This is a genomic window from Pseudidiomarina aestuarii (genome assembly GCF_003987355.1).
GTDB classification, from domain to species: domain Bacteria; phylum Pseudomonadota; class Gammaproteobacteria; order Enterobacterales; family Alteromonadaceae; genus Pseudidiomarina; species Pseudidiomarina aestuarii.
The window spans coordinates 1,788,308-1,809,830 of record NZ_PIPR01000001.1 but is presented as its reverse complement, the minus strand read 5'-3'; the positions used below and the strand labels follow the sequence as shown (position 1 = coordinate 1,809,830).

The 21,523-nt window shown below is 48.7% G+C and carries 20 protein-coding genes; 10 read left to right on the top strand and 10 right to left on the bottom strand.

What is annotated here, in order from left to right:
* The first annotated feature begins 1 nt into the window (after position 1).
* Genes CWE22_RS08250 through CWE22_RS08240 form a run of 3 tightly spaced genes read left to right on the top strand, consistent with a single transcriptional unit; the run spans position 2 to position 1,996 of the window.
* Positions 2-520, top strand: a complete 519-nt coding sequence (locus CWE22_RS08250; RefSeq protein WP_169930844.1) for an Ig-like domain-containing protein — start codon at positions 2-4, stop codon at positions 518-520.
* Complete coding sequence (locus tag CWE22_RS08245; RefSeq protein WP_169930843.1) at positions 513-1,502, top strand: tetratricopeptide repeat protein; 990 nt, start codon at positions 513-515, stop codon at positions 1,500-1,502. The genes CWE22_RS08250 and CWE22_RS08245 overlap by 8 nt, the downstream gene beginning before the upstream one ends.
* The gene (locus CWE22_RS08240) at positions 1,499-1,996 is read left to right on the top strand and encodes a hypothetical protein (RefSeq protein WP_169930842.1); all 498 of its coding nucleotides are present in this window, start codon (positions 1,499-1,501) and stop codon (positions 1,994-1,996) included. Before CWE22_RS08245 ends, CWE22_RS08240 begins: the two co-directional genes overlap by 4 nt.
* Before the next feature lies 1 nt (position 1,997).
* Here the strand turns inward: CWE22_RS08240 and mnmE are convergent, their stop codons facing one another.
* Genes mnmE through rpmH form a run of 5 tightly spaced genes read right to left on the bottom strand, consistent with a single transcriptional unit; the run spans position 1,998 to position 5,818 of the window.
* The gene (gene mnmE, locus CWE22_RS08235) at positions 1,998-3,374 is read right to left on the bottom strand and encodes a tRNA uridine-5-carboxymethylaminomethyl(34) synthesis GTPase MnmE (protein WP_169930841.1); all 1,377 of its coding nucleotides are present in this window, start codon (positions 3,372-3,374) and stop codon (positions 1,998-2,000) included.
* A gap of 3 nt (positions 3,375-3,377) precedes the next feature.
* A complete protein-coding gene (gene yidC / locus CWE22_RS08230) occupies positions 3,378-5,057 on the bottom strand; it encodes a membrane protein insertase YidC (protein ID WP_169930840.1) in 1,680 nt (559 codons plus the stop codon).
* Positions 5,058-5,075: 18 nt separating this feature from the next.
* Positions 5,076-5,342, bottom strand: coding sequence for a membrane protein insertion efficiency factor YidD (yidD, locus tag CWE22_RS08225; protein ID WP_169930839.1), 267 nt, complete (start codon positions 5,340-5,342; stop codon positions 5,076-5,078).
* Positions 5,264-5,668 (bottom strand): ribonuclease P protein component, encoded by a 405-nt coding sequence (rnpA, locus tag CWE22_RS08220; RefSeq protein ID WP_169930838.1) that lies wholly within the window; start codon positions 5,666-5,668, stop codon positions 5,264-5,266. Before rnpA ends, yidD begins: the two co-directional genes overlap by 79 nt.
* 15 nt (positions 5,669-5,683) lie before the next feature.
* The gene (gene rpmH, locus CWE22_RS08215) at positions 5,684-5,818 is read right to left on the bottom strand and encodes a 50S ribosomal protein L34 (protein ID WP_169930837.1); all 135 of its coding nucleotides are present in this window, start codon (positions 5,816-5,818) and stop codon (positions 5,684-5,686) included.
* A 299-nt stretch (positions 5,819-6,117) separates the two neighbouring features.
* Here rpmH and dnaA point away from each other — a divergent pair, with 299 nt between their 5' ends.
* The 4 genes from dnaA (at position 6,118) to gyrB (ending at position 12,234) form a co-directional block, all read left to right on the top strand.
* Positions 6,118-7,512 carry a chromosomal replication initiator protein DnaA gene (gene dnaA, locus CWE22_RS08210; protein ID WP_169930836.1) on the top strand — a complete coding sequence of 465 codons (1,395 nt, stop codon included), beginning with the start codon at positions 6,118-6,120 and terminating at the stop codon, positions 7,510-7,512.
* An 85-nt stretch (positions 7,513-7,597) separates the two neighbouring features.
* On the top strand, positions 7,598-8,698 hold the full coding sequence (gene dnaN, locus CWE22_RS08205; RefSeq protein ID WP_169930835.1) for a DNA polymerase III subunit beta: 1,101 nt from the start codon (positions 7,598-7,600) through the stop codon (positions 8,696-8,698).
* A gap of 21 nt (positions 8,699-8,719) precedes the next feature.
* A complete protein-coding gene (gene recF, locus CWE22_RS08200; protein ID WP_169930834.1) occupies positions 8,720-9,802 on the top strand; it encodes a DNA replication/repair protein RecF in 1,083 nt (360 codons plus the stop codon).
* Positions 9,803-9,813: 11 nt separating this feature from the next.
* Positions 9,814-12,234: a DNA topoisomerase (ATP-hydrolyzing) subunit B gene (gyrB, locus tag CWE22_RS08195; RefSeq protein WP_169930833.1), complete on the top strand. Its 2,421-nt coding sequence runs from the start codon at positions 9,814-9,816 to the stop codon at positions 12,232-12,234.
* 128 nt (positions 12,235-12,362) lie between these two features.
* Here the strand turns inward: gyrB and glyS are convergent, their stop codons facing one another.
* Complete coding sequence (gene glyS / locus CWE22_RS08190) at positions 12,363-14,432, bottom strand: glycine--tRNA ligase subunit beta (protein ID WP_169930832.1); 2,070 nt, start codon at positions 14,430-14,432, stop codon at positions 12,363-12,365.
* Positions 14,433-14,435: 3 nt separating this feature from the next.
* On the bottom strand, positions 14,436-15,341 hold the full coding sequence (gene glyQ, locus CWE22_RS08185; RefSeq protein ID WP_169930831.1) for a glycine--tRNA ligase subunit alpha: 906 nt from the start codon (positions 15,339-15,341) through the stop codon (positions 14,436-14,438).
* Positions 15,342-15,423: 82 nt separating this feature from the next.
* Here glyQ and CWE22_RS08180 point away from each other — a divergent pair, with 82 nt between their 5' ends.
* From CWE22_RS08180 to tusA, 3 genes are all read left to right on the top strand, one after another.
* The gene (locus tag CWE22_RS08180) at positions 15,424-16,032 is read left to right on the top strand and encodes a DNA-3-methyladenine glycosylase I (protein ID WP_169930830.1); all 609 of its coding nucleotides are present in this window, start codon (positions 15,424-15,426) and stop codon (positions 16,030-16,032) included.
* 45 nt (positions 16,033-16,077) lie between these two features.
* Positions 16,078-16,557: a GNAT family N-acetyltransferase gene (locus CWE22_RS08175; RefSeq protein WP_169930829.1), complete on the top strand. Its 480-nt coding sequence runs from the start codon at positions 16,078-16,080 to the stop codon at positions 16,555-16,557.
* A 116-nt stretch (positions 16,558-16,673) separates the two neighbouring features.
* On the top strand, positions 16,674-16,925 hold the full coding sequence (gene tusA / locus CWE22_RS08170) for a sulfurtransferase TusA (protein WP_169930828.1): 252 nt from the start codon (positions 16,674-16,676) through the stop codon (positions 16,923-16,925).
* Positions 16,926-17,042: 117 nt separating this feature from the next.
* Here tusA and CWE22_RS08165 read toward each other — a convergent pair whose 3' ends face one another.
* The 3 genes from CWE22_RS08165 to fadB all read right to left on the bottom strand — a co-directional run bounded on the left by CWE22_RS08165 (position 17,043) and on the right by fadB (position 21,410).
* Entirely contained in the window at positions 17,043-17,762 is a 720-nt protein-coding gene (locus CWE22_RS08165) for a helix-turn-helix domain-containing protein (RefSeq protein WP_169930827.1), read from the bottom strand.
* Between the two features lie 321 nt (positions 17,763-18,083).
* Positions 18,084-19,247 carry an acetyl-CoA C-acyltransferase FadA gene (fadA, locus tag CWE22_RS08160; RefSeq protein WP_169930826.1) on the bottom strand — a complete coding sequence of 388 codons (1,164 nt, stop codon included), beginning with the start codon at positions 19,245-19,247 and terminating at the stop codon, positions 18,084-18,086.
* Between the two features lie 21 nt (positions 19,248-19,268).
* On the bottom strand, positions 19,269-21,410 hold the full coding sequence (fadB, locus tag CWE22_RS08155) for a fatty acid oxidation complex subunit alpha FadB (RefSeq protein ID WP_169930825.1): 2,142 nt from the start codon (positions 21,408-21,410) through the stop codon (positions 19,269-19,271).
* Between the last annotated feature and the right edge of the window lie 113 nt (positions 21,411-21,523).

Genomic DNA, 21,523 nt, shown 5'->3' with positions numbered 1-21,523 from the left:
CATGAATAGCAGCAAAACTCGTATAGCTTTGCTCATTAGTTCGATGCTGGTACTCAGTGCCTGCGGTGGATCGAGTGATGACGAGCCAACTCCGAATAGCACCCCACGTGCGGTTTCGGAAAGTGTAACCACAACTACTGATACGCCTTTGATGGGGCAGTTATCGGCCACAGATCGTGATGGTGATACGCTCACCTTTAGTCTTGGCGATGAACCCATGAACGGTACTGTGACCGTCAGTTCTACCGGTGCATTCACTTATACTCCCGCAGCGGAGTACACCGGTGACGACAGCTTTAGTTTCTCCGTCTCCGACGGTGAGCTGAGCGCCGCGGGCACTATTAGTATTACGGTTAATGTCTTGCAAGTCTCGTTTCGCAGCGCAGTACGTGAAGCCTATGCGCAGGACGCTCAGTCTACACCGTTAGCCGTCAATGGTCGTGAATATGACCAAGACGTCATGGATACCGCTGAGTTTGACGATTTAGTTGCTGCCGGAGAGGTATCTGGCAATGACTAAAAGCACCCTAAGGCTCCTCGTCCTTTTGGTGTTGGCCCCTTGGGGTTGCGGCATTGCCGCAACCCCCTTTTCTGGTGCTGAACGCTACGCTGCGTATGTCGTAGCAGGCAAGGACGAAGCACAACACGAACTGCATGATCGTGCCGCATCGTTATGGAATGACATACAACCGCAACTCACCACATTATCTAATCGAGAGCAGGCCCGCTGGTGGTTAGCACGGGCGGACTTACTTCAATTTGAACATCGTTTTGATGAATCATTGGCTGCTATCGAGACGGTTTTAAAACTTGGCTATGAACAAGAAAACGCTTATTTAATGCAAGCACGAATTGCCTTAACGCGAAATGAACTCGCTGTTGCTGAACGCTCGTGCCAAGCGCTTAGCCAATATTCACCGATGGATGTGGTGGCAACGTGTTTATTAGAGGTGAAAGGACGTGCTGGTGATCTGACGATGAGTTACCCGGCCCTTGTGCGCCTTGAAGAACGCAATCAAGATCCGAGTTCAGCCTTAACTCGCTGGCGCCGACAAATCCTCGCTGAGCAGGCCCAGTTGCTGGGACTTTACAACGATGCTTTACGTTGGTTGGACTACCCGAACTACGCGGAGCAGCCCGTTGTTGCGCAGAAACAAATGATTGATGTACTCATTGCTACCAACCGCCTTGCAGATGTTTTTGCTGTTGTTGGCGAGTGTCCGGCAGTAAACGCAATACCTGTTGATAGTCTATTGGTTCGAATTGCCCATGCAGAGACGCTACAAGGCGCTCAATCCTGCTGGCGCGATGTCACGGCTGAGCGTATTGAGATGCGTGTGCTGCGTGCCGATAAGCTCCACACATCGGATTTGGCTTACTTCTTTACCCATGTTGAGCCAGATGCAGACCAAGCAATGCACTGGGCTGAATTGAACATCGCGGTAGCCCGCGAACCTTTTGATCGCCAACTTTTGGCTGCCGCTGAGGAACTACAACCATGAAGAACTTCTTATTGATTGCCTGTTGTTTACTGTTAGCCACAAGCGCGGAAGCACATCGCTTCAGCACGAGTTTTATCCAAATCGAAAGCGGTGAAGATCACCCGCAGGAGTTCGATTGGAGCTGGCGCATTGTCGAGCATGATTTAGCCGCTTTGGCGCCATTTCTAGTTAACGACGAAGGTCGGCTATTGCCGCTGGATGCTCTAGAAGCGCAGCAACCAAAATTTATGAAATTGATTTCGAGTGCCCTGCAGTTCAATGCGGAGTGCGCGGTTGAAGTGTTGCCGGTGGTGTACGCTACCCGTGAAGTTTACGCAGGCCAAGAATCCGTGCGCATATATGGCCATGGTAGCTGCCCACTGGCGACACTGAATGAAGTGCGCGTGAGCGATTTCTTCAGTGTCATTAAGGACCATAAGGTTATCGTTGAAATCGGCGAGGCCGAACAGCGCGGCGTGCTGAGCGCAGCCGAACCCAACTGGCCAATGCGTTAAATTATTTGCCGATGCAGAAGCTGCTGAAGATTTTGCCGAGCAGGTCGTCGGAGGTGAATTCGCCAGTGATTTCGTTGAGGTGCTGCTGAGTAAGCCGCAGCTCTTCAGCGAGCAATTCTCCGGCAAGAGAGAGCTCGAGATGTTCTTGGCCGGTCAACAAGTGTTGTAAGGCGCGTTGCAGCGCATCAAGATGGCGCCGCCGCGCCATAAAGCTGCCTTCGCTGGTGGCTTGGTAGCCAACGCAATGCTTGAGATGTTCGCGCAGCAGTTCAATGCCGTGGCCGGTTTTAGCGGACAAATGCAGTACGGGAATACCACTGATGTCCTCCAGTGCCACGGGTTCTGCGTTTAAATCCACTTTATTGCGGATAACGGTGTAGGGCAGGTCATCAGGGAGTTGCTCAAAAAACTCAGGCCAAATGTCCGCTGGATGGATGGCTTCTGTTTCGGTGGCGTCGACCATAAACAGCACGCGATCCGCTTGACGAATTTCGTCCCAGGCACGCTGAATACCAATTTGCTCAACCTCATCGGGACTTTCCCTAAGTCCTGCAGTATCAATAATATGCAGCGGCATGCCATCAATTTGAATATGTTCCCGCAAGACATCCCGCGTGGTGCCGGCAATAGCAGTAACAATCGCCGATTCGCGACCTGCCAAAGCGTTTAGCAGACTTGATTTCCCCGCATTGGGTCTGCCCGCGATAACGACTTTCATACCTTCCCGCAACAATGAACCTTGCTTGGCTTGGCGCATTACTTCATGGGTGCGGTCAATAATAGCTTCGAGATCGCTTGCTACTTTGCCATCGCTTAGGAAGTCGACTTCTTCGTCGGGAAAGTCGATGGCAGCTTCAACATACATCCGTAGATGAATTACTGCGTCGACGAGCTGATCAATTTCGTACGAGAAGCCACCCTGCAAGCTCTGTAAGGCCGCTTTTGCGGCTTGCTCTGACGTTGTATCAATCAGGTCAGCAATCGCCTCTGCTTGCGTTAAATCAAGCTTGTCATTGAGGAAGGCGCGTTCGCTGAATTCTCCCGGTCGCGCTGGACGAATATCAGGGAAATCCAGAATAGCTTTGATGATCATGTCGATGAGTACTGGCCCACCATGGCCCTGTAGCTCTAGGACATCTTCACCGGTAAACGAGTTGGGAGCTTGGAAGAAGAGGGCGATACCCTCATCAAGCAGCTCACCATCTAAATTCCGAAACGGTAGGTATTCAGCTTTGCGAGCCGGCGGACAGTGTCCGAGGAGTTGTTCAGCTACTTGTCGTGCCGCAGGGCCGCTAACACGAACAATGCCGACGCCACCACGCCCGGGAGGCGTGGCTTGGGCAACAATAGTGTCGTTGTTGCTAAAGGCGTCGTCCATAGCTTACTTCTTACGGCGTTCCATCATGCCTTTCTTTTCCAATCCTGAGTATATCCACTGCATTTGTGCAATGGTGATCAGGTTGCTCGCCAACCAGTACAGTACCAGACCGGATGGGAACCACAGGAAGAAGAAAGTAAAGATAACCGGCATGTATTGCAGCAACTTCTGCTGCATTGGATCCGTTGCAGGTGTCGGTTGCAGGCGCTGCATGAAGAACATTGATACACCCATCAGTATTGGCAGGATGTAGTACGGGTCTTTCGCCGATAAATCTTCAATCCAGAGGAATAGCGGCGCATGGCGCAATTCCACACTTTCGAGCAGTACCCAGTACAGCGCCAAGAAAATAGGCAATTGCAGCAACATCGGTAAGCAACCGCCCAGAGGGTTCACTTTTTCCTCTTTGTACAGCTTCATCATGGCTTGCGACATCTTCTGACGGTCATCGCCATGACGCTCACGCAGGGCCGTCATTTTCGGCTGAATCATCCGCATTTTCGCCATCGACACGTATTGTGCTTTGGTTAACGGATACAACAGCGCTTTGATGATGACGGTCACGACTATGATTGCTAGACCCCAATTGATCACTAAACTTTGAACCAACTGAAGTAATTTAAAGATGGGTTGTGCTAACCACCATAAGAAGCCGTAATCGACAGTTAGATCAAGGTCTTCGGCCACCAGTGCCATCGCGTCTTGGTCTTTTGGACCAATAAAGAGCGTCGAGGTGATTTCAGCTGTGGCACCAGGTGCAACCATAGTGCTTGGATACAACATACCCATAATCGCTTGGTTACCGCCAATAACCCGCGAGAACAATTGCTTAGTGCCTTCAGTACGAGGTATCCAAGCGGAGACAAAATAGTGCTCCAACATCGCAACCCAGCCCGTGTCAGTGGCACGATTAAGGCGCTGATCTTGCATATCGTCAAAAGCATATTTTTCATAACGGTCTTCATCCCACGAGTAAGCGCCACCGCGATAGGTCGGCATCATCATGTTGCCTGAACCTTCGATAATCACTTGCTTTAACTGAGCATAAAACTGCATTTGCTGGTGTGCATCAGTGTTGTTTTGAATACGGTACGATACTTCGACAGCGTAAGAACCCGGAGTAAAGGTGAATACTTTCTCAAAGACGGTTCCGTCATCAGCGGTGTAGGTCATGGGCACTTCAAGTGTACCGTCAGTCAATTCGTATTGATCTTGTTCCACGTAGAACACAGGACGACCGTCAGCGGAATCGGTACCATTACTTCCCACTAACCCTGACTGCGCAACATAAAGCTCAGCGGGATTCGCGTGTAATAACTGGAAACGCGCTGCAGAGTCTTGAGTTCGGGCAAATTGGGTCAATTCGGCACTGACGATGTCACCTCCACGGGTGTCAATCATCACATCGAGCACGTCAGTTACTACGCGCACTTGGCGCGAGGTCACTTCAGCAGTTTCGGGAGTTGCAGTGCTGGCATTTGCCGCTGGAACCGAATCATCGATCATAGCTTCAGGAACGGCTGCATCTGATGATGTTGCTGCAGGAGTATCCGTGGACGTTTGCTGCTGGGTTTGCTGTGGTTGCTGAATTCCGGCTGGAGCCGTCTCAACTAACCAACTTTGGTAGAGGAAAAAACTCACTACCAAAAATGCAATAAACAAAATGGAACGTGGCGAATTCATAAGTCCTTCGTCTCTGTTTTACTTCGTCTTGTTTTTGTCCGATACAGGTTCGGTACCTGGAACCGGGTCGAAACCGCCGGGATGACCCGGGTGGCACTTTGCTATCCGTTTACTGGCAAGCCAGAAGCCTCGCATCATACCATGCTTTTGGATAGCTTCTATGGCGTACTGCGAACAGGTTGGCGAAAACCGACAACGCGGGCCAATCAGCGGACTGATGACGAGCTGGTAGAGTCGGATGCAGCCAATAGGTATTGCGCGCAACGCTTTGCTAAGGTACGCCATAAATAATCCAAACGCTGTTGCAGAATGTCGTTGTCGATATCGGTGATACCGCTTTTCGCAATAACGATGATGTCGAACGCGGGTATTTTATGCTGTTTCAGTCGAAAATTCTCGCGAATCTTACGTTTCAGTCGATTTCTATCAACTGCTCGTTTCGCGCGCTTTTTAGAAACAGTAATACCTAGCCGAGGGTGGCCAAGTGAGTTGGGTTTTGCAAGCATGGTGAGTTCGGCCGTGACGGCTTTCACCGGGGGATTTTCGAAGACGTACTGAAACTGACTGGGAGTTAACAGTCGTAACTCCCGTCCGTATGCAAGCTGCTTCAATGCAAGCTGCTTTGATTAAGCAGACAGGCTATGACGGCCCTTGGCACGACGACGAGCCAAAACTTGGCGGCCGTTTTTAGTTGCCATACGAGCACGGAAACCGTGAGTGCGCTTGCGCTTTAATACGCTTGGTTGAAATGTTCTTTTCATGACGTTAATCCGTAATCGGGTTGCCTAAAATTAAGAGCGCGAATTCTATCTGTTGTTGGGACTAAAGTCAACGCAAAAAGCTATCCACATTTTGTTCTTGAGAATGATTCTTAGTGTGGATAAATAGTCAGCAGACTGTCGCATATTTTTGTCCGAAAGCTAGCGATCGCGTGCTATTTTCAGTAGAATCGAGAGAACTAAAACAATGGATCTAGACGTTGTTGTGACTCACTTTCAGTGGGCGTTTAGAGACCTAATACCAAGCAGATAATGATAACGATTAAAGCAGGGAGACAGGTGTGAATAAATCGCTTTGGCAACAGTGCGCCGATCGGCTGCAAGGCGAATTGTCGACACAGCATTTCAATACCTGGATTCGCCCTTTGCAGGCGGACCTCAAGGATGACACGCTTACGCTATTTGCTCCCAACATGTATGTTGTTGATTGGGTCAAGGATAAGTACCTGAATCTGATCAATGACTACCTGAGTGACCTTGTGAAAGATAAGGGTGGACGGACACCTAATGTTGCCTTCTCGGTAGGTGGCGTTGAAGGTAATAGCAATAATAATGCGAAGCCGACTCCTGTTCGTCGTTCCTCGACGGTGGGTTCATCACCTATCCCGTCACGTCGTCAACCATGGGATCAAGAAGATTCGCCGGCGCCGGCATTCGAGTGCAATATCCATCCTGAATATACCTTTGATAACTTCGTTGAAGGTAAGTCGAATCAACTTGCACGTGCTGCCGCTTTGCAGGTCGCTGAGAATCCCGGGGGCGTTTACAACCCACTGTTTGTCTATGGCGGCACTGGTTTGGGTAAAACTCACCTATTGCATGCGGTCGGTAACGCCATCATGACGCATAAAAAGGACGCTAAGGTGTTCTACATGCGTGCTGAACGTTTTGTGCAAGACATGGTAAATGCAATTAAGAATAATTCGATTAATGAATTCAAACGGTACTACCGCTCCGTTGATGCATTATTGATAGATGACATCCACTTCTTCGCGAACAAAAAGGGTTCTCAAGAGGAATTCTTCCATACTTTCAATGCGTTACTCGAAGGTAATCAGCAAATCATCATGACCAGCGACTTATACCCTAAGGAAATTGAAGGGGTAGAAGATCGATTACGTTCACGATTTGGTTGGGGTTTGACTATTGCGATAGAGCCGCCTGAGTTAGAAACGCGGGTGGCGATTTTGATTCGGAAAGCGCAAGAGCGTGGTATCACCTTACCTCATGAAGTCGCGTTTTTTATTGCGAAGCGCTTACGCTCGAACGTTCGTGAGTTGGAAGGTGCATTAAACCGGTTGGCTGCAAACGTCAACTTGACCGGCCGACAAATCACTATCGACTTTGTTCGTGAGGCGTTGCGAGACCTGATTGCCGCGCAAGAAAAGTTGGTTACCATAGAGAATATCCAGAAGACAGTGGCGGAGTATTACAATATTAAAATGGCTGACCTACTATCGAAACGCCGCAGTCGTTCTGTTGCGAGGCCTCGCCAGTTAGCGATGGCTTTGTCGAAGGAGTTAACGAACCATAGCTTACCGGAAATTGGTGATGCATTTGGTGGTCGTGATCACACGACGGTTTTGCATGCGTGTCGAAAAATACAAGAGTTGAAAGACGCGCAACATGATATAAAAGAAGACTATCGTAATTTAATTCGGACGCTATCAGCATAAGCCGAGCGAATGAGCTAAATAGCATTCAATAAGATTAAAACGACTCCAAAGAGAGCAATGAATCGACCAACAGGGGAATGTGGGGATGAAATTTACCATCAGCCGTGATGCTTTTTTAAAGCCACTTCAAGTTGTAAGCGGAGCCGTTGAGCGCCGCCATACCATTCCGATTCTATCGAACGTACTGATTCAGGTACGCGATGGTCATGCGCGATTAACAGGGACTGACTTGGAAGTTGAGTTAGTGTCGACCTGTGACATTGCTACCGGCGACGAAGGTGAAGTCACTGTTCCCGCTAAGAAGTTAGTAGATATTGTTCGAAGCCTGCCTGATGGTGCCATGGTTGAGTTTAGCGCGTCAGCGGACAAGGCAACGATTAAATCGAGCCGAAGCAAGTTTACGTTGGCGACACTTCCTGCTGAAGATTTCCCGAATATCGACGACTGGGATAGCGATATTCAACTCGTTACTAGCCAGTCGATATTGAAAGATTTGATGGACAGAACTCATTTTTCAATGGCAAATCAAGACGTTCGTTACTACTTGAACGGTATGTTGTTTGAAACGGATACGAATATTTTGCGCACGGTGGCAACTGATGGTCACCGCCTTGCGATGAGCAGTTGTGAAATTGCGCAACCGAATCTAACGGGTCGACAAGTGATCGTCCCGCGCAAAGGTGTGATGGAACTGCTGCGATTACTCGAAGATGACGACAGTGAAGTGAAAGTCGCTATCGGTAATAATCACATTCGCGTTGAGACTCGCGGCATTTGCTTTACCAGTAAATTAGTCGATGGTCGCTTCCCAGACTATCGCCGAGTATTGCCGCAAGGCGGCGATAAAGTGGTTGTTGCCGACCGCGATATTCTGAAGCAAGCATGTATGCGCGCGTCCATTTTATCAAATGAGAAATATCGTGGCGTACGGGTTAATTTGAGCTCTGGTGAAATGTGCTTAACGGCTAACAATCCAGAGCAAGAGTCCGCTGAAGAAGTCATCGAGGTCGATTATCAAGGTGACAGCCTAGAGATTGGTTTCAACGTGAGTTATTTGATTGACGTTCTGAATACAGTACAAGGCTCACAAGTGAAGTTAACTTTGAGCAATCCTGATGCAAGCGGGCTAGTTGAAGATAACGAAGATGACTCGGCGCTGTATGTCGTAATGCCGATGCGTTTGTAATCGGGTTTATTCGGAATTCAGATGTACTTAGAGGCCCTGGCGCTCACACAATTTAGAAATTTCGCTCAAGCGAAAATTGAGCCCGGCCAAACCATCAATCTAATTACAGGTGATAATGGTAGCGGCAAGACAAGTCTACTTGAGTCGATTTACTGTTTAGGTTTTGGAAGATCGTTTCGGCCAGGGAGTTATCGGCAGCTCATTCAGCACGATCAAAGTCGGTTTACTGTGTTTGCTCGAGTAGTAGAGCAATCAGGTCAAAAGCATACAGTAGGCTATCAGCGTGACGACGTTGGTGAAGTTCAACTTCGTATCGATAGTGAAAAGGAAAAGAAGTTTGCTGCGCTGGCACGAATGGTACCTGTGCAATTGATGACTCCGGAGAGTACGGAGTTGGTATTAGGTGGACCGAAACAGCGTCGTCAGTTTATCGATTGGGGTGTGTTCCACGTGGAACATTCCTTTTATAGTGACTGGGTGAACTTTAGTAAGATACTCAAACAACGAAATAGCCTGCTGAAAATGCGGCGATTCAAAAATGAACATGCGTACTGGGATGAACAGCTCGCAAGTCATGGTGAAAGGATTGCAGATTATCGTGAATCCTACATCGAGGGTTTGAGTGACTATTTATCCGAGCGGTTGAAGACATTTCTCCCTCAATACGAATTTACGGCTGTGTTGAAGGCAGGTTGGGATCGCTCAGGAACGTTGCTTGATGCTTTGAATAAACATCAAGAACAAGATTTACGTTACGGGCACACTACGGTGGGTCCTCATAAGGCCGAGTTGCGAATTCAAGCAAATGGCGATGATGTGAAAAATATACTGTCGAGAGGACAGTTAAAGCTGTTAGTTGCCGCTCTGAAACTTGTTCAGGGTGAATACTTACAGAGGCAAACTGGCGTACAATGTATCTATCTCGTTGATGATATTGCAGCTGAGTTAGATGAACACAGCCAGAAGAAATTTTGTGATGCCTTAATGGCATCCAATTCACAGGTTTTTGTATCAGCGATAGATGTCGGAATTCTGGCAGAACTATTTTCTAGCGCAGATATCAAAATGTTCCACGTGGAACATGGAACCGTCAAGGAACAATAGAGAAGCTTTTTATGGCAGAAAACACTTACGATTCGTCCAGTATCAAAGTCCTGAAGGGACTCGATGCAGTTCGCAAACGCCCAGGCATGTATATCGGTGACACCGATGACGGTACTGGTTTACACCATATGGTATTCGAGGTTGTCGATAACTCGATCGATGAAGCGTTAGCAGGACACTGCAAAGATATACTCGTCACCATACATTCCGATGGTTCGGTATCGGTACGCGACGACGGCCGAGGCATCCCAGTTGATATGCACGAAGAAGAGGGCGTTTCTGCTGCCCAGGTCATCATGACCGTTCTGCACGCTGGTGGTAAGTTCGACGATAACTCCTATAAAGTGTCGGGCGGCTTACATGGTGTTGGTGTATCTGTAGTCAACGCGTTATCTGAAAAGCTTCAACTGACTATACGTCGCCAAGGTCATGTCTATGAGCAGTTCTATAGCTTAGGTGACCCTGATAGCCCATTAAAGCAAATTGGCGATACCGATAAGACGGGTACCGAAATTCGCTTTTGGCCAAGTCCTAAGATCTTTGCAGACATTGAGTATCACTACGATATCTTAGCGAAACGTCTTCGCGAGCTTTCATTCTTGAACTCTGGCGTGTCGATCATTTTGCGTGATGAGCGTTCTGATCGTTCTGACCACTTTAAGTATGAAGGTGGTATTGGTGCTTTCATCGAGTATTTGAATAAGAACAAGACACCTATTCATCAGCAAGTATTCCACTTCGCACAAGAGCGAGATGATGGCATAACTGTTGAAGTTTCCATGCAATGGAACGATTCGTTTAATGAGAATATCTTCTGTTATACGAATAACATTCCTCAGCGTGATGGCGGTACTCACTTAGCTGGTTTCCGAGCAGCCTTGACCCGTACGCTCAACTCGTACATGGAAAAGGAAGGTCTGAATAAAAAGTATAAGACGAACGCTACTGGTGATGATGCTCGTGAAGGTTTAACTGCTGTCATCTCCGTCAAGGTCCCTGATCCTAAATTCTCCTCGCAGACCAAAGACAAGCTTGTTTCTTCAGAAGTGAAGAGTGCAGTTGAACAGTCGATGAATGAGAAGTTAGCTGACTACTTACTTGAGCATCCGAACGAAGCAAAGATCATTGTTGGCAAGATTATCGATGCGGCACGCGCGCGTGAGGCGGCTCGCAAAGCGCGAGATATGACTCGCCGTAAAGGTGCATTGGATCTTGCTGGTTTGCCAGGAAAGCTAGCAGACTGCCAAGAGAAAGATCCGGCGTTATCTGAACTCTACATAGTGGAGGGTGACTCTGCAGGTGGCTCTGCAAAGCAGGGCCGCAACCGTAAGTTCCAAGCGATTTTGCCGTTGAAAGGTAAGATCCTAAACGTCGAAAAAGCACGTTTTGATAAAATGTTGGGCTCGCAAGAGGTCGCGACATTAATCACTGCATTAGGCTGTGGAATTGGCCGTGATGAGTACAACCCAGACAAAACACGGTATCACCGCATCATCATCATGACCGATGCTGACGTCGACGGCTCGCACATTCGAACGTTGCTGTTGACCTTCTTCTATCGTCAAATGCCAGAACTTATTGAACGTGGATACATGTATATTGCTCAACCACCACTTTATAAAGTGAAGAAAGGTAAGCAAGAACAATACATCAAAGACGAAGCTGGCTTAGTGCAATATTTAACGAGCTTGGCTCTAGATGGTGCTTCGTTGCATGTGAATGCCGACGCTCCGGGAATAAGTGGGGCTCACCTTGAAACTTTGGTTACCGACTATCAATTGGCGCAGAACAGCATCAAATTGAGATTATCGCGACGGATGCCAGAGGCGTTCTTGCAGCGCCTCGTCTATGCTCCACGATTGACTGAAGAAATGCTTAAAAATCAAGCATCTATGAATACGTGGGCAGAAACGTTACAAGGTGACCTGACTACTCGTGAAATCAATTCAGCAACCTACACCTTGCGGATTGAACATGACGCAGAACGAAATTTATATCTGCCTGTTGTCGTGGTTCGTCAGCATGGCGTCGATACCGATTATCCAATGAATTACGAGTTCCTGATGGGTCGTGATTACGATCAGCTGGTTTCTATTGGTGAGAAGATCGATGGCCTGGTTGAGGCGGGTGGTTTTGTCCGTCGCGGTGAGAAAGAGAAGCCAGTAGATGATTTTGTTGAAGCTGTTGAATGGCTCATCAACGAATCAAAACGTGGTATCTATGTTCAGCGCTACAAAGGTTTGGGTGAAATGAATCCAGACCAATTGTGGGAAACGACTATGGATCCAGCAACACGTCGTATGCTTCGAGTCACTATTGAAGATGCTATCGCAGCTGACCAGTTGTTCACTACGCTTATGGGTGATGACGTAGAACCACGTCGGAACTTCATCGAGACCAATGCACTGAAGGTAGCGAACTTAGACGTCTAACTCGAAAATCGTTAATGGTTACTGGCAAGTAGCTATTAGAACGGCGTAAATACAAAAAAGCCCTCGCTCTTCGAGGGCTTTCTTTTTGCTAGTAGCGAGTAACCAGTAGCTAAAGGCGCTTTCTGCAGTTAGCCGTTGAGTAGTGATATATCCGCGATTTGTAGGAATTGCTCGCGTAATTGCGCTAACAGTGCTTGACGATTGCTGCGTACAGCCGCATCGTCGGCATTTACCATTACATTGTCAAAAAAGGTATCTACCGGTTGCTGTAAGGCTGCCAAAGCAGTTAATGCAGCAGTGTAGTCATTGTCCGCTAGCGAAGCTTGTGCTTGTGCTGACGCGCTTGTTAGCGCATCGAAAAGCTCGAGCTCTGCAGATTCTGTCAATAACGCCTTATCAACCGTGGACGGGATGGAACCGTCGACCTTGGCGAGTATGTTTCCAACGCGTTTGTTTGCTGCTGCCAGAGCATCTGCCGCGGGAAGCTTGCGGAACTCTGTCACGGCATTTACGCGACGATCAAAATCAAGCGGACGCGTTGGTCGGCGTGCGAGGACCGCTTGAATCACATCGACGCTAATACCTTGCTCCTGATACCACGACCGGAAGCGACCGAGCAGGAAATCAACTACATCACTTTCGACCGAGGCTGAAGTCAGTAAATTGCCAAAACTATCTTTAGCAATGCTAACTAACTCAGCTAAATCCAACGATAGCTTTTTCTCGACAATGATTCGCAACAAGCCAATAGCTGCACGACGCAAAGCGAACGGGTCACGGTCACCTTTAGGAATCATGCCAATACCGAATATACCAACCAAGGTGTCGAGCTTATCAGCAAGTGCGACTGCTGCACCTTCAATGGACTCTGGTAATGCATCACCGGAAAAACGCGGCAAATAATGCTCATAAATCGCTTCAGCAACACCCGCAGCTTCGCCATCGTTGCGAGCGTAGTGCATACCCATCACGCCCTGTGTTTCTGGGAATTCCAGAACCATTTGTGAGCCAAGGTCTGCTTTACACAGCAAGCCGGCACGCTCGGCAACGTCACTCTTACCGTTTAAGCGAGCAGCAATCGCAGCCGCCACATGGGCAATCCGATCACTTTTAGCTTTTATGGACCCAAGGTCCTTTTGGAATAGAACATTATCAAGTGCTGACAGTCGACTCTCTAACGTAACCTTCTTATCGGTTTCGAAGAAGAACTGCGCATCGGCCAGGCGAGGGCGCACGACTTTCTCATTGCCAGAGATAATCTGTTGTGGATCTTTGCTTTCAATATTCGTGATGAAAATAAACTTCGACAGCAAGTTACCTTCTGCATCATGCAGTGGAAAGTAACGTTGGTCGTCTTTCATGGTGACAATCAACGGCTCTTTTGGCACTGCCAAAAATGATTCATTAAAAGATGCTGACAGCGCAACAGGCCATTCAACCAGAGCTGTGACTTCATCCACCAAATCATCATCAGCAATAACATGGCCACCAAGCTCCGACGCTAAGGCTTCAATTTTTGAACTGACGATAGCACGACGCTTCGCAAAGTCGGCGATGACCCACGCTTTCTCCAACACTGCTTCATAGTCATCGGCCTGACTAATCGACGTGCCTTCTGGGCAATGGAATCGGTGCCCCTGTAATTGCGTGCCAGACTGTATTTCCAGAACTTCACCGGCAATAAGTGCGTCGCCATAAAGCATGGTAAGTGTATGTACTGGGCGAATGAATTGCGCATCACTACTTCCCCAGCGCATCGGCTTTGGAATCGGGAGCTGCTTTAAAGCTTGTGCTACCAAACCGGGCAATACCGCCGCTAGGCTTTGGCCTTTTTGTTCCGCTTTGTAGAGCAGCCACTCACCTTTATCAGTAACTAGACGCTCTGCGTCCTTCACATCGATACCATTCCCACGTGCCCAACCTTGGGCTGCTTTGGTCGGTTGACCATCGGCGTCAAACGCCATTTCGACTGCCGGTCCACGCTTCTCAACAACTTTATCAGGTTGTTGCGCGGCGACATTCTTGATCTGCACTGCCAAGCGACGAGCTGACGCAAAAGGGCGCACATCACCAAACGCAAAGTCATTGGACTTTAGTAATTCGGTGAGTCCAGAAGTAAACGCTTCGCTTAGCCCTTTCAGTGCTTTCGGTGGCAGTTCTTCAGTTCCAATTTCTACAAGAAGAGTGTCATGTTGCACGGGTTAAGCTCCTTGCTCAACAAGAGGAAATCCAAGCGCTTCGCGCGCTGCGTAATAAGCTTCGGCACAGCCTTTTGCCATAGTGCGCACACGCAAAATGTAGCGCTGTCGTTCAGTTACCGAAATCGCATGACGCGCGTCTAGTAAGTTAAACGCATGCGATGCACGCATCACTTGCTCGTAGGCGGGTAATGGGAGATTGTTTTCCAGTAGCAACTGGCATTCCGACTCGGCTGCATCAAAACGGTCAAACAATACTTTCGTATCTGCGAACTCAAAGTTGTAGGTCGACTGTTCGACTTCATTTTGATGGAACACGTCGCCGTAGGTTATTTTGCCACGTGGGCCGTCGGTCCAAACCAGGTCATATATACTATCGACTCCTTGAATGTACATGGCTAGACGCTCTAAACCATAGGTGATTTCACCGGCAACTGGCTTACATTCGAGACCACCGACCTGTTGGAAGTAGGTAAATTGAGTCACTTCCATACCATTGAGCCAAACTTCCCAACCAAGACCCCAAGCGCCTAGCGTGGGCGATTCCCAGTTATCTTCAACAAACCGGATATCATGTACCAATGGGTCGAAGCCCAGCAGCTTTAATGAGCCTAAATATAAATCTTGAATGTTGCTCGGCGACGGCTTCAAAATCACTTGAAACTGATAGTAGTGCTGGAGTCGATTCGGGTTTTCACCGTAGCGGCCATCGGTCGGACGGCGGCATGGCTGCACATACGCAAAACTCGCTGGCTCTGGGCCAACGGCACGCAAAAAGGTCATGGGATGAAAGGTACCGGCACCCACTTCCATATCCAGGGGTTGTACTACTGCACATCCTTGTTGCGCCCAATAATCTTGGAGCGCTAGGATGAGCCCTTGAAAGGTTTTTACATCGTAGCTGGCCATGCGGTGATCTCGCGCTGTTTTTTCTAATAAAGTGGCGTAAATTATACCCTGTGTTGACGCTCGGTTACAGGATACCATGCAAATGACAAAACCCAACGACCACGATAACAAGACCCGCTGCAGTTGGTGTGGCTCTGACCCGCAATATGTGGCTTATCACGATGAGGTGTGGGGGCGGCCGGTTGCCGACTCTCGCGAACTCTTTGAAAAGCTCTGTCTTGATGGTCAGCAAGCTGGTTTGAGCTGGATCACAATCCTCAAGAAACAAGCGAACTATCAACGCGCTTTTGCCGACTTTGTTCCCGAGCGAATTGTCGAGTTACCCGAGTCGTACAAGCTGGAATTGATGGAAAATGCAGGCATCGTCCGTAATCGTCTGAAAATAGAATCGATCTTTCGCAATGCTCGAGCGTATCTTGCCATGCAAGAGAAAGGGCAGGATTTTGCCGAGTTCTTATGGCAATTTAGCGATGGAACGCCGCGTATTTTCGCTCGACAGGGGCATGACATACCGACATCAGATGCGGTTTCTGATAGCATGGCCAAAGCGTTAAAAAAGGCGGGCTTCAATTTTGTCGGCACGACTATTTGTTACGCATTTATGCAAGCGGTAGGCATGGTGAACGACCATCGTGTGGACTGCCATTGTTACGAACCTGTGTGCAGGGAAATGCGTAATTTCTCACTGTGAGAAAGCCATTATTCGTATAACTAACGAGAACTCGAAACATTGCTTATGTTAGAAATTACTTTAGCTGATTATCAAAACCCGAAGCATCGCCAAGCTGTTGTTGCCATGCTCGACGATTACGCACGTGACCCCATGGGCGGCGGCGAAGCGCTTCCGGAAACAACCAAAGAAAATCTAGTCGATGAAATGGCGAAGCGAGACTACGTGTTCTCAATTCTGGCATTTGATGACGGCGAGCCAGTTGGCATTGCCAACTGCGTTGAAGGGTTTTCCACCTTTGCCGCGCGTCCAGTCATGAACATCCATGATATTGCTGTTATCGAGTCTCATCGTGGCAAAGGTATTGCTAAGCGGCTTCTCAATGAAGTGGCAACGCTGGCGGAATTCCGTGGCTGCGTGAAGCTCACACTCGAGGTTCTACAAGGCAACGAACCAGCGAAACTGGCCTACGAAAAATTCGGCTTTAAACCTTATCAACTCGACGCATCGATGGGCAAAGCAGAATTCTGGCAGAAGTACCTGTAAATAACTAAAAGCGTGACTGGCTGCTGGATATTAGCTACTAGACAAGAGCCAATCGTGGTTTGCGAGTAACTAGTAGCCAATAGCTAGTAGCGTGTTTCTAGTTGGATCGAGGCGAGATGAGCGACAGCACCTTACCGAAACAAGATATAGCTTCAACGTTGGATACGCTCGGCTTGCGTTGTCCAGAGCCGGTGATGCTGGTGCGTGTCGCTATTCGTAAGCTGCAAGTGGGTGATGTGCTAGAAGTCGTTGCTGACGACCCAGCCACCACGCGTGATATTCCAAGCTTCTGCCGCTTTATGGATCATGAGCTGTTAGCGGCGGAGACGTCTGCTGCTCCTTATCGTTACCTCATCCGGAAGCAGTAACCAACTCCGAAAACGCTATTGGCTATTGGCTACTAGTTACTCGCAAAACCCGATCTGTATTTTCCAGTAACCAATAGCCAGTAACCACTTACGCTTTTAATGTTTTAGCTAGTAGCTTCATTTGGCGAAAAAGCGGCGTTCGATTGCGATGCTGATAATTCCGCCGACGAACAGAAATAAGCCGAGAGCTTGCAGAATGCCATTGATCGGCCTTATTTGTTCAACATTACCAGAACGGTAATAAGTGCGCTGAAAGTCTGGGTTATTTGCTTCTTTTGCTGGAATTGTGAATTGTATGCCGCGATTTTCAGGCAATATTAAGGTGTCAGGATTTTCTCGTTTTGCCATCTCCTTTTGCATCTCGATGACTTCATCGTGCATATAATGCATTTCCCGCCAATTCTTAAATAAATTTGGGTTGTCTCCTGGTAATAGAATTCCGGGGGAGATGTATTGGTAGGCTTGCTCCGGGAATAGAAGCTTGGTGTAGCCGAGATAGAAAAGGGGCACGGAGAGTGCGACCAGTAGACTACACGTCAATAACCATGAGCGGCGATGGCGATGATGGGATGAGGTTTGCTCACGCAGATAGGCATCTACGCTGGGTATCTGTCGGAGTCGGCCTTGCACATAACTGGGGTCAAACTGGGCGATGACAAATTCTAGTGTGATATCCAGAGCGCCGAGCCAAGCATTCAGAATTTCCGTCGAGGGTAGTGAGCGGTCGCTCTCGAGCTTGGATAGATACGATTGTTCAATTCCCATCTGTTCAGCGAGTTCTGCCTGACTGCGATCCAGTTCGATACGTTTTTCTTTGAGGAGTTCACCAAGGGTCATTGCTTCCATTCCTTCTGGTTGATTATTCCAGTTTAGTCTTGGCTATTCTTAGAGACATAAAAACAGGAATATTCAGGAATAGGAAGGAATATTTGAGGAAAAGACTGAAAGCGCTATTAGCTATTAGTTATTGGCTACTAGAAGTGCTTAGATCGAGATTTTCTAGTAGCCAGACATAAAAAGAGCCCAATTCTGAGCTCTTCCAGTAACGAGTAACCAATAGCCAGTAGCGAGTGACCAGTGAACGGTAAATAGAGAACAGAAGACCCACTTACTCTGTTTTCCTATTACCTGTTCACCATTCACTGTTTACTCGAGGAACTAGACCCGCTCGTAGACGGTTGCGATGCCTTGGCCGAGACCAATACACATGGTCGCGAGACCCAGTGTTGCATCTTTGTCTTCCATCAGGTTGATGAGCGTAGTGGAAATCCGCGCGCCTGAGCAACCCAGTGGGTGACCGAGAGCAATGGCACCGCCATTCAGGTTCACTTGGTCTTCCATGATATCGAGAATGCCAAGACCTTTGAGTACTGGCAGCGATTGTGCTGCAAAAGCCTCGTTCAACTCGAATAAATCGATATCTTTAATGCTAAGACCCGCACGCTTCAACGCTTTTTGCGTGGCTGGAACTGGACCGTAACCCATAATGGATGGATCACAACCTGCTACTGCCATAGAGCGAATTTTCACCCGTGGCGTTAAGCCTAATGCTTTTGCTTTATCGGCTGACATAATCAGTACCGCAGCAGCACCATCAGACAAGGCTGATGACGTACCGGCAGTCACGGTACCATTGACCGGATCAAATACCGGACGCAAGGCCGCTAAGCTTTCAGCGGTGGTTTCTGGGCGAATGACTTCATCGTTCTTAATCATGCGCAGAATACCGTCCGCGTCATGGCCTTCAATCGGCAGGATCTCTTTGGCAAAGCGACCTTCGACGGTGGCTGCATGAGCGCGTTGATGCGAACGCGCACCAAATGCGTCTTGCGCAGCGCGGTCAACTTCAAATTTGCGTGCTAGCAGTTCTGCGGTCATGCCCATCATCCCAGCAGCACGAGCAACTGATTTGTTCATGCCCGGATGGAAATCGATACCGTGATCCATCGGTACATGACCCATGTGTTCAACACCACCGGCAATAAAGATTTCGCCGTCGCCAGCCATAATTGCGCGGGTCGCATCGTGAATAGCCTGCATGGACGAACCACACAGACGGTTCACGGTAACTGCAGCAACTGAATGTGGAATACCTGCAATCAGCGCAGCGTTACGCGCCACATTGAAGCCTTGCTCCAAGGTTTGCTGAACACAGCCCCAGTAGATGTCTTCAAGCTCATTAACATCGACCTGCGGATTACGCTCTAGTAAACCTTTCATCAAATGTGCAGAAAGATCTTCTGCACGAACATTGCGGAATACACCGCCTTTCGAACGCCCCATGGGCGTCCGGATACAATCGACAATCACTACGTCTTTCATAATTAACTCCGTAAGCCTGTGTTAGCCCGCAAGGTACGATTTACCTGACTTCGCCATTTCGCGTAAGCCATCGGTCACTTGATACATTTCACCTAAGTGCGCATAACTATCGGCTAATTCAACGAATTTGGCTAAGCCCATGGTCTCGAGATACCGGAATGGACCACCACGGAATGGCGGGAAGCCAAGACCGTACAGCAGCGACATATCGCATTCGGCAGCAGAAGCGACGATACCTTCTTCAAGGCAACGCACGCATTCATTGACCATTGGTACCATGCAGCGCGCAATAATTTCGTCGGCGCTGAGCTCTTTACCACTGATTCCAAGCGTTTCGTAAACTTCTGGGGCTTTCTCTTTGGTGGGGCGACCTTTCTTGTCCACACCATAATTGTAGAAGCCTTTGCCATTCTTCTGACCGTAGCGTTCGGCAGCTGCCAATTTCGCAATCGCGCTGTTTTCACCACGAGGCATCCGTGATGGGAAGCCGTCTGCCATGACCACGGTACAGTGGTCTGCAGTATCAATGCCGACTACGTCTGACAGATACGCTGGACCCATGGGCCAACCATACTGACGCTCCATGACCTTATCGATACCGGCAAAGTCGACGCCTTCGTCAACTATGCCAGCGAAGCCAGCTAGGTATGGGAACAAGACGCGGTTGACCAAAAAGCCTGGGCAGTCGTTGACAACAATAGCGGTTTTACCCATGCGCGACGCATAAGCAACCACTGCAGCAACAGTTTCATCAGACGTTTTTTCGCCACGAATGACTTCAACCAATGGCATTTTGTGCACTGGGTTAAAGAAGTGCATGCCGCAGAAACGCGATGGGTCTTTCAAGTTTTTCGCGAGGCGGTCAATCGAGATAGTTGACGTGTTCGAAACGATAATCGTGTCCGCATCGACCACACTTTCCATCTGTGCCAGAACTTTGCCTTTTACATCCGGATTTTCAACCACAGCTTCAACCACAATATCGACATCCTTCACGCTCTCATCAAGCAACGTGGGGGTAATCGATGACAATACCTGCGCCATTTTCTTATGGTCAACTTTGCCGCGCTGGACCAGCTTCCCGAGAATTTTGCTCGCCTCGTTCATACCTAAATCAAGAGCATCTTGGCGAATATCTTTCATGACGACAGGAACGCCTTTATAGGCAGACTGGTAAGCAATACCGCCACCCATAATGCCCGCACCAAGAACGGCAGCGCGCTTAATTTCCTTAGTCGCAACTTTGGCAGCTTTCTTAGCTTTACCTTTGACCATTTGGTCCGCCATGAAGATACCGACTTGCGCGCGGCAGGCATCAGTCTGCGTCAAGCCAACAAACGCTTCATTTTCAGCATTCAGGGCTTCTTCACGATGGTGGCGTGCACCTTGCTCAATGGCTTTGATAGCTGCATGAGGAGCAGGGTAGTGTTTACCCGCTTTGGCTGCGACCATCGCTTTTGCGGTGACAAACGTCATCGTTAATTCGGTATCGTTGGCTTTTAACGGCTCGAGTTTTGGCTGGCGCTTCGCCTGCCAATTCAAGTCACCGTCAGCCGCTTGTTTAGCAATGGCTAAAGCGGCATCACGGAGTTTCTCTGGTGCCACAACGGAGTCGACTAAACCAAGCTTCAATGCGTCATCGGCACGATTATTTTTGCCCGTGGTGATGCACTCAAGAGCGTTGTCTGGACCAATGATGCGCGGTAAACGCATGGTGCCACCAAACCCTGGGATTAAACCCAACTTCACTTCTGGTAGGCCAATAGTTGCAGTAGTGTCAGCAACACGGTAGTCACAGGCGAGGGTCGCTTCACACCCACCGCCCAAAGCGAAGCCGGTTACGGCAGCAACAGTAGGTACTGGCAGATCTTCAAGTTGATCGAAGACCCGCGAGGCCATGGCAACCCATTTCTTGGTTTGCTCAAGGTCGGCAAAAAGCGTTAGAAATTCGGTAATGTCGGCACCAACAATAAAGGTTGGTTTGCTACTGGTGACAATCACACCGCGTAAATCTTTGGTGTTCGCAAGCGCTGTCAGCGCATTACTGAATTCTTCCAAGGTTTTCTGGTCAAACTTATTAACCGAACCGGCCGCCGCGAATTGCAAATCCGCGATGCCGTCTTCGATAAAGTCGACCCGAATGCTATCACCCTGATAAATCATATTGTTCTCCTACTGATTCTCAGATTGCTTTCGGCTATGCTGTTCTAAAGGTTTGACAGAGTTTGGCCCGAATAGGTCAATTTTTCAATGATTTTTTAAACGAGCGTTTGAAA

Bases quoted from the DNA above. Each gene is read 5' to 3' on its own strand.
- CWE22_RS08250 (WP_169930844.1), top strand. From the start codon at position 2: ATGAATAGCAGCAAAACTCGTATAGCTTTGCTCATTAGTTCGATGCTG.
- CWE22_RS08245 (WP_169930843.1), top strand. From the start codon at position 513: ATGACTAAAAGCACCCTAAGGCTCCTCGTCCTTTTGGTGTTGGCCCCT.
- CWE22_RS08240 (WP_169930842.1), top strand. From the start codon at position 1,499: ATGAAGAACTTCTTATTGATTGCCTGTTGTTTACTGTTAGCCACAAGC.
- mnmE (WP_169930841.1), bottom strand. From the start codon at position 3,374: ATGGACGACGCCTTTAGCAACAACGACACTATTGTTGCCCAAGCCACG.
- yidC (WP_169930840.1), bottom strand. From the start codon at position 5,057: ATGAATTCGCCACGTTCCATTTTGTTTATTGCATTTTTGGTAGTGAGT.
- yidD (WP_169930839.1), bottom strand. From the start codon at position 5,342: ATGGCGTACCTTAGCAAAGCGTTGCGCGCAATACCTATTGGCTGCATC.
- rpmH (WP_169930837.1), bottom strand. From the start codon at position 5,818: ATGAAAAGAACATTTCAACCAAGCGTATTAAAGCGCAAGCGCACTCAC.
- dnaN (WP_169930835.1), top strand. From the start codon at position 7,598: ATGAAATTTACCATCAGCCGTGATGCTTTTTTAAAGCCACTTCAAGTT.
- recF (WP_169930834.1), top strand. From the start codon at position 8,720: ATGTACTTAGAGGCCCTGGCGCTCACACAATTTAGAAATTTCGCTCAA.
- gyrB (WP_169930833.1), top strand. From the start codon at position 9,814: ATGGCAGAAAACACTTACGATTCGTCCAGTATCAAAGTCCTGAAGGGA.
- glyQ (WP_169930831.1), bottom strand. From the start codon at position 15,341: ATGGCCAGCTACGATGTAAAAACCTTTCAAGGGCTCATCCTAGCGCTC.
- CWE22_RS08180 (WP_169930830.1), top strand. From the start codon at position 15,424: ATGACAAAACCCAACGACCACGATAACAAGACCCGCTGCAGTTGGTGT.
- CWE22_RS08175 (WP_169930829.1), top strand. From the start codon at position 16,078: ATGTTAGAAATTACTTTAGCTGATTATCAAAACCCGAAGCATCGCCAA.
- tusA (WP_169930828.1), top strand. From the start codon at position 16,674: ATGAGCGACAGCACCTTACCGAAACAAGATATAGCTTCAACGTTGGAT.
- CWE22_RS08165 (WP_169930827.1), bottom strand. From the start codon at position 17,762: ATGACCCTTGGTGAACTCCTCAAAGAAAAACGTATCGAACTGGATCGC.
- fadA (WP_169930826.1), bottom strand. From the start codon at position 19,247: ATGAAAGACGTAGTGATTGTCGATTGTATCCGGACGCCCATGGGGCGT.
- fadB (WP_169930825.1), bottom strand. From the start codon at position 21,410: ATGATTTATCAGGGTGATAGCATTCGGGTCGACTTTATCGAAGACGGC.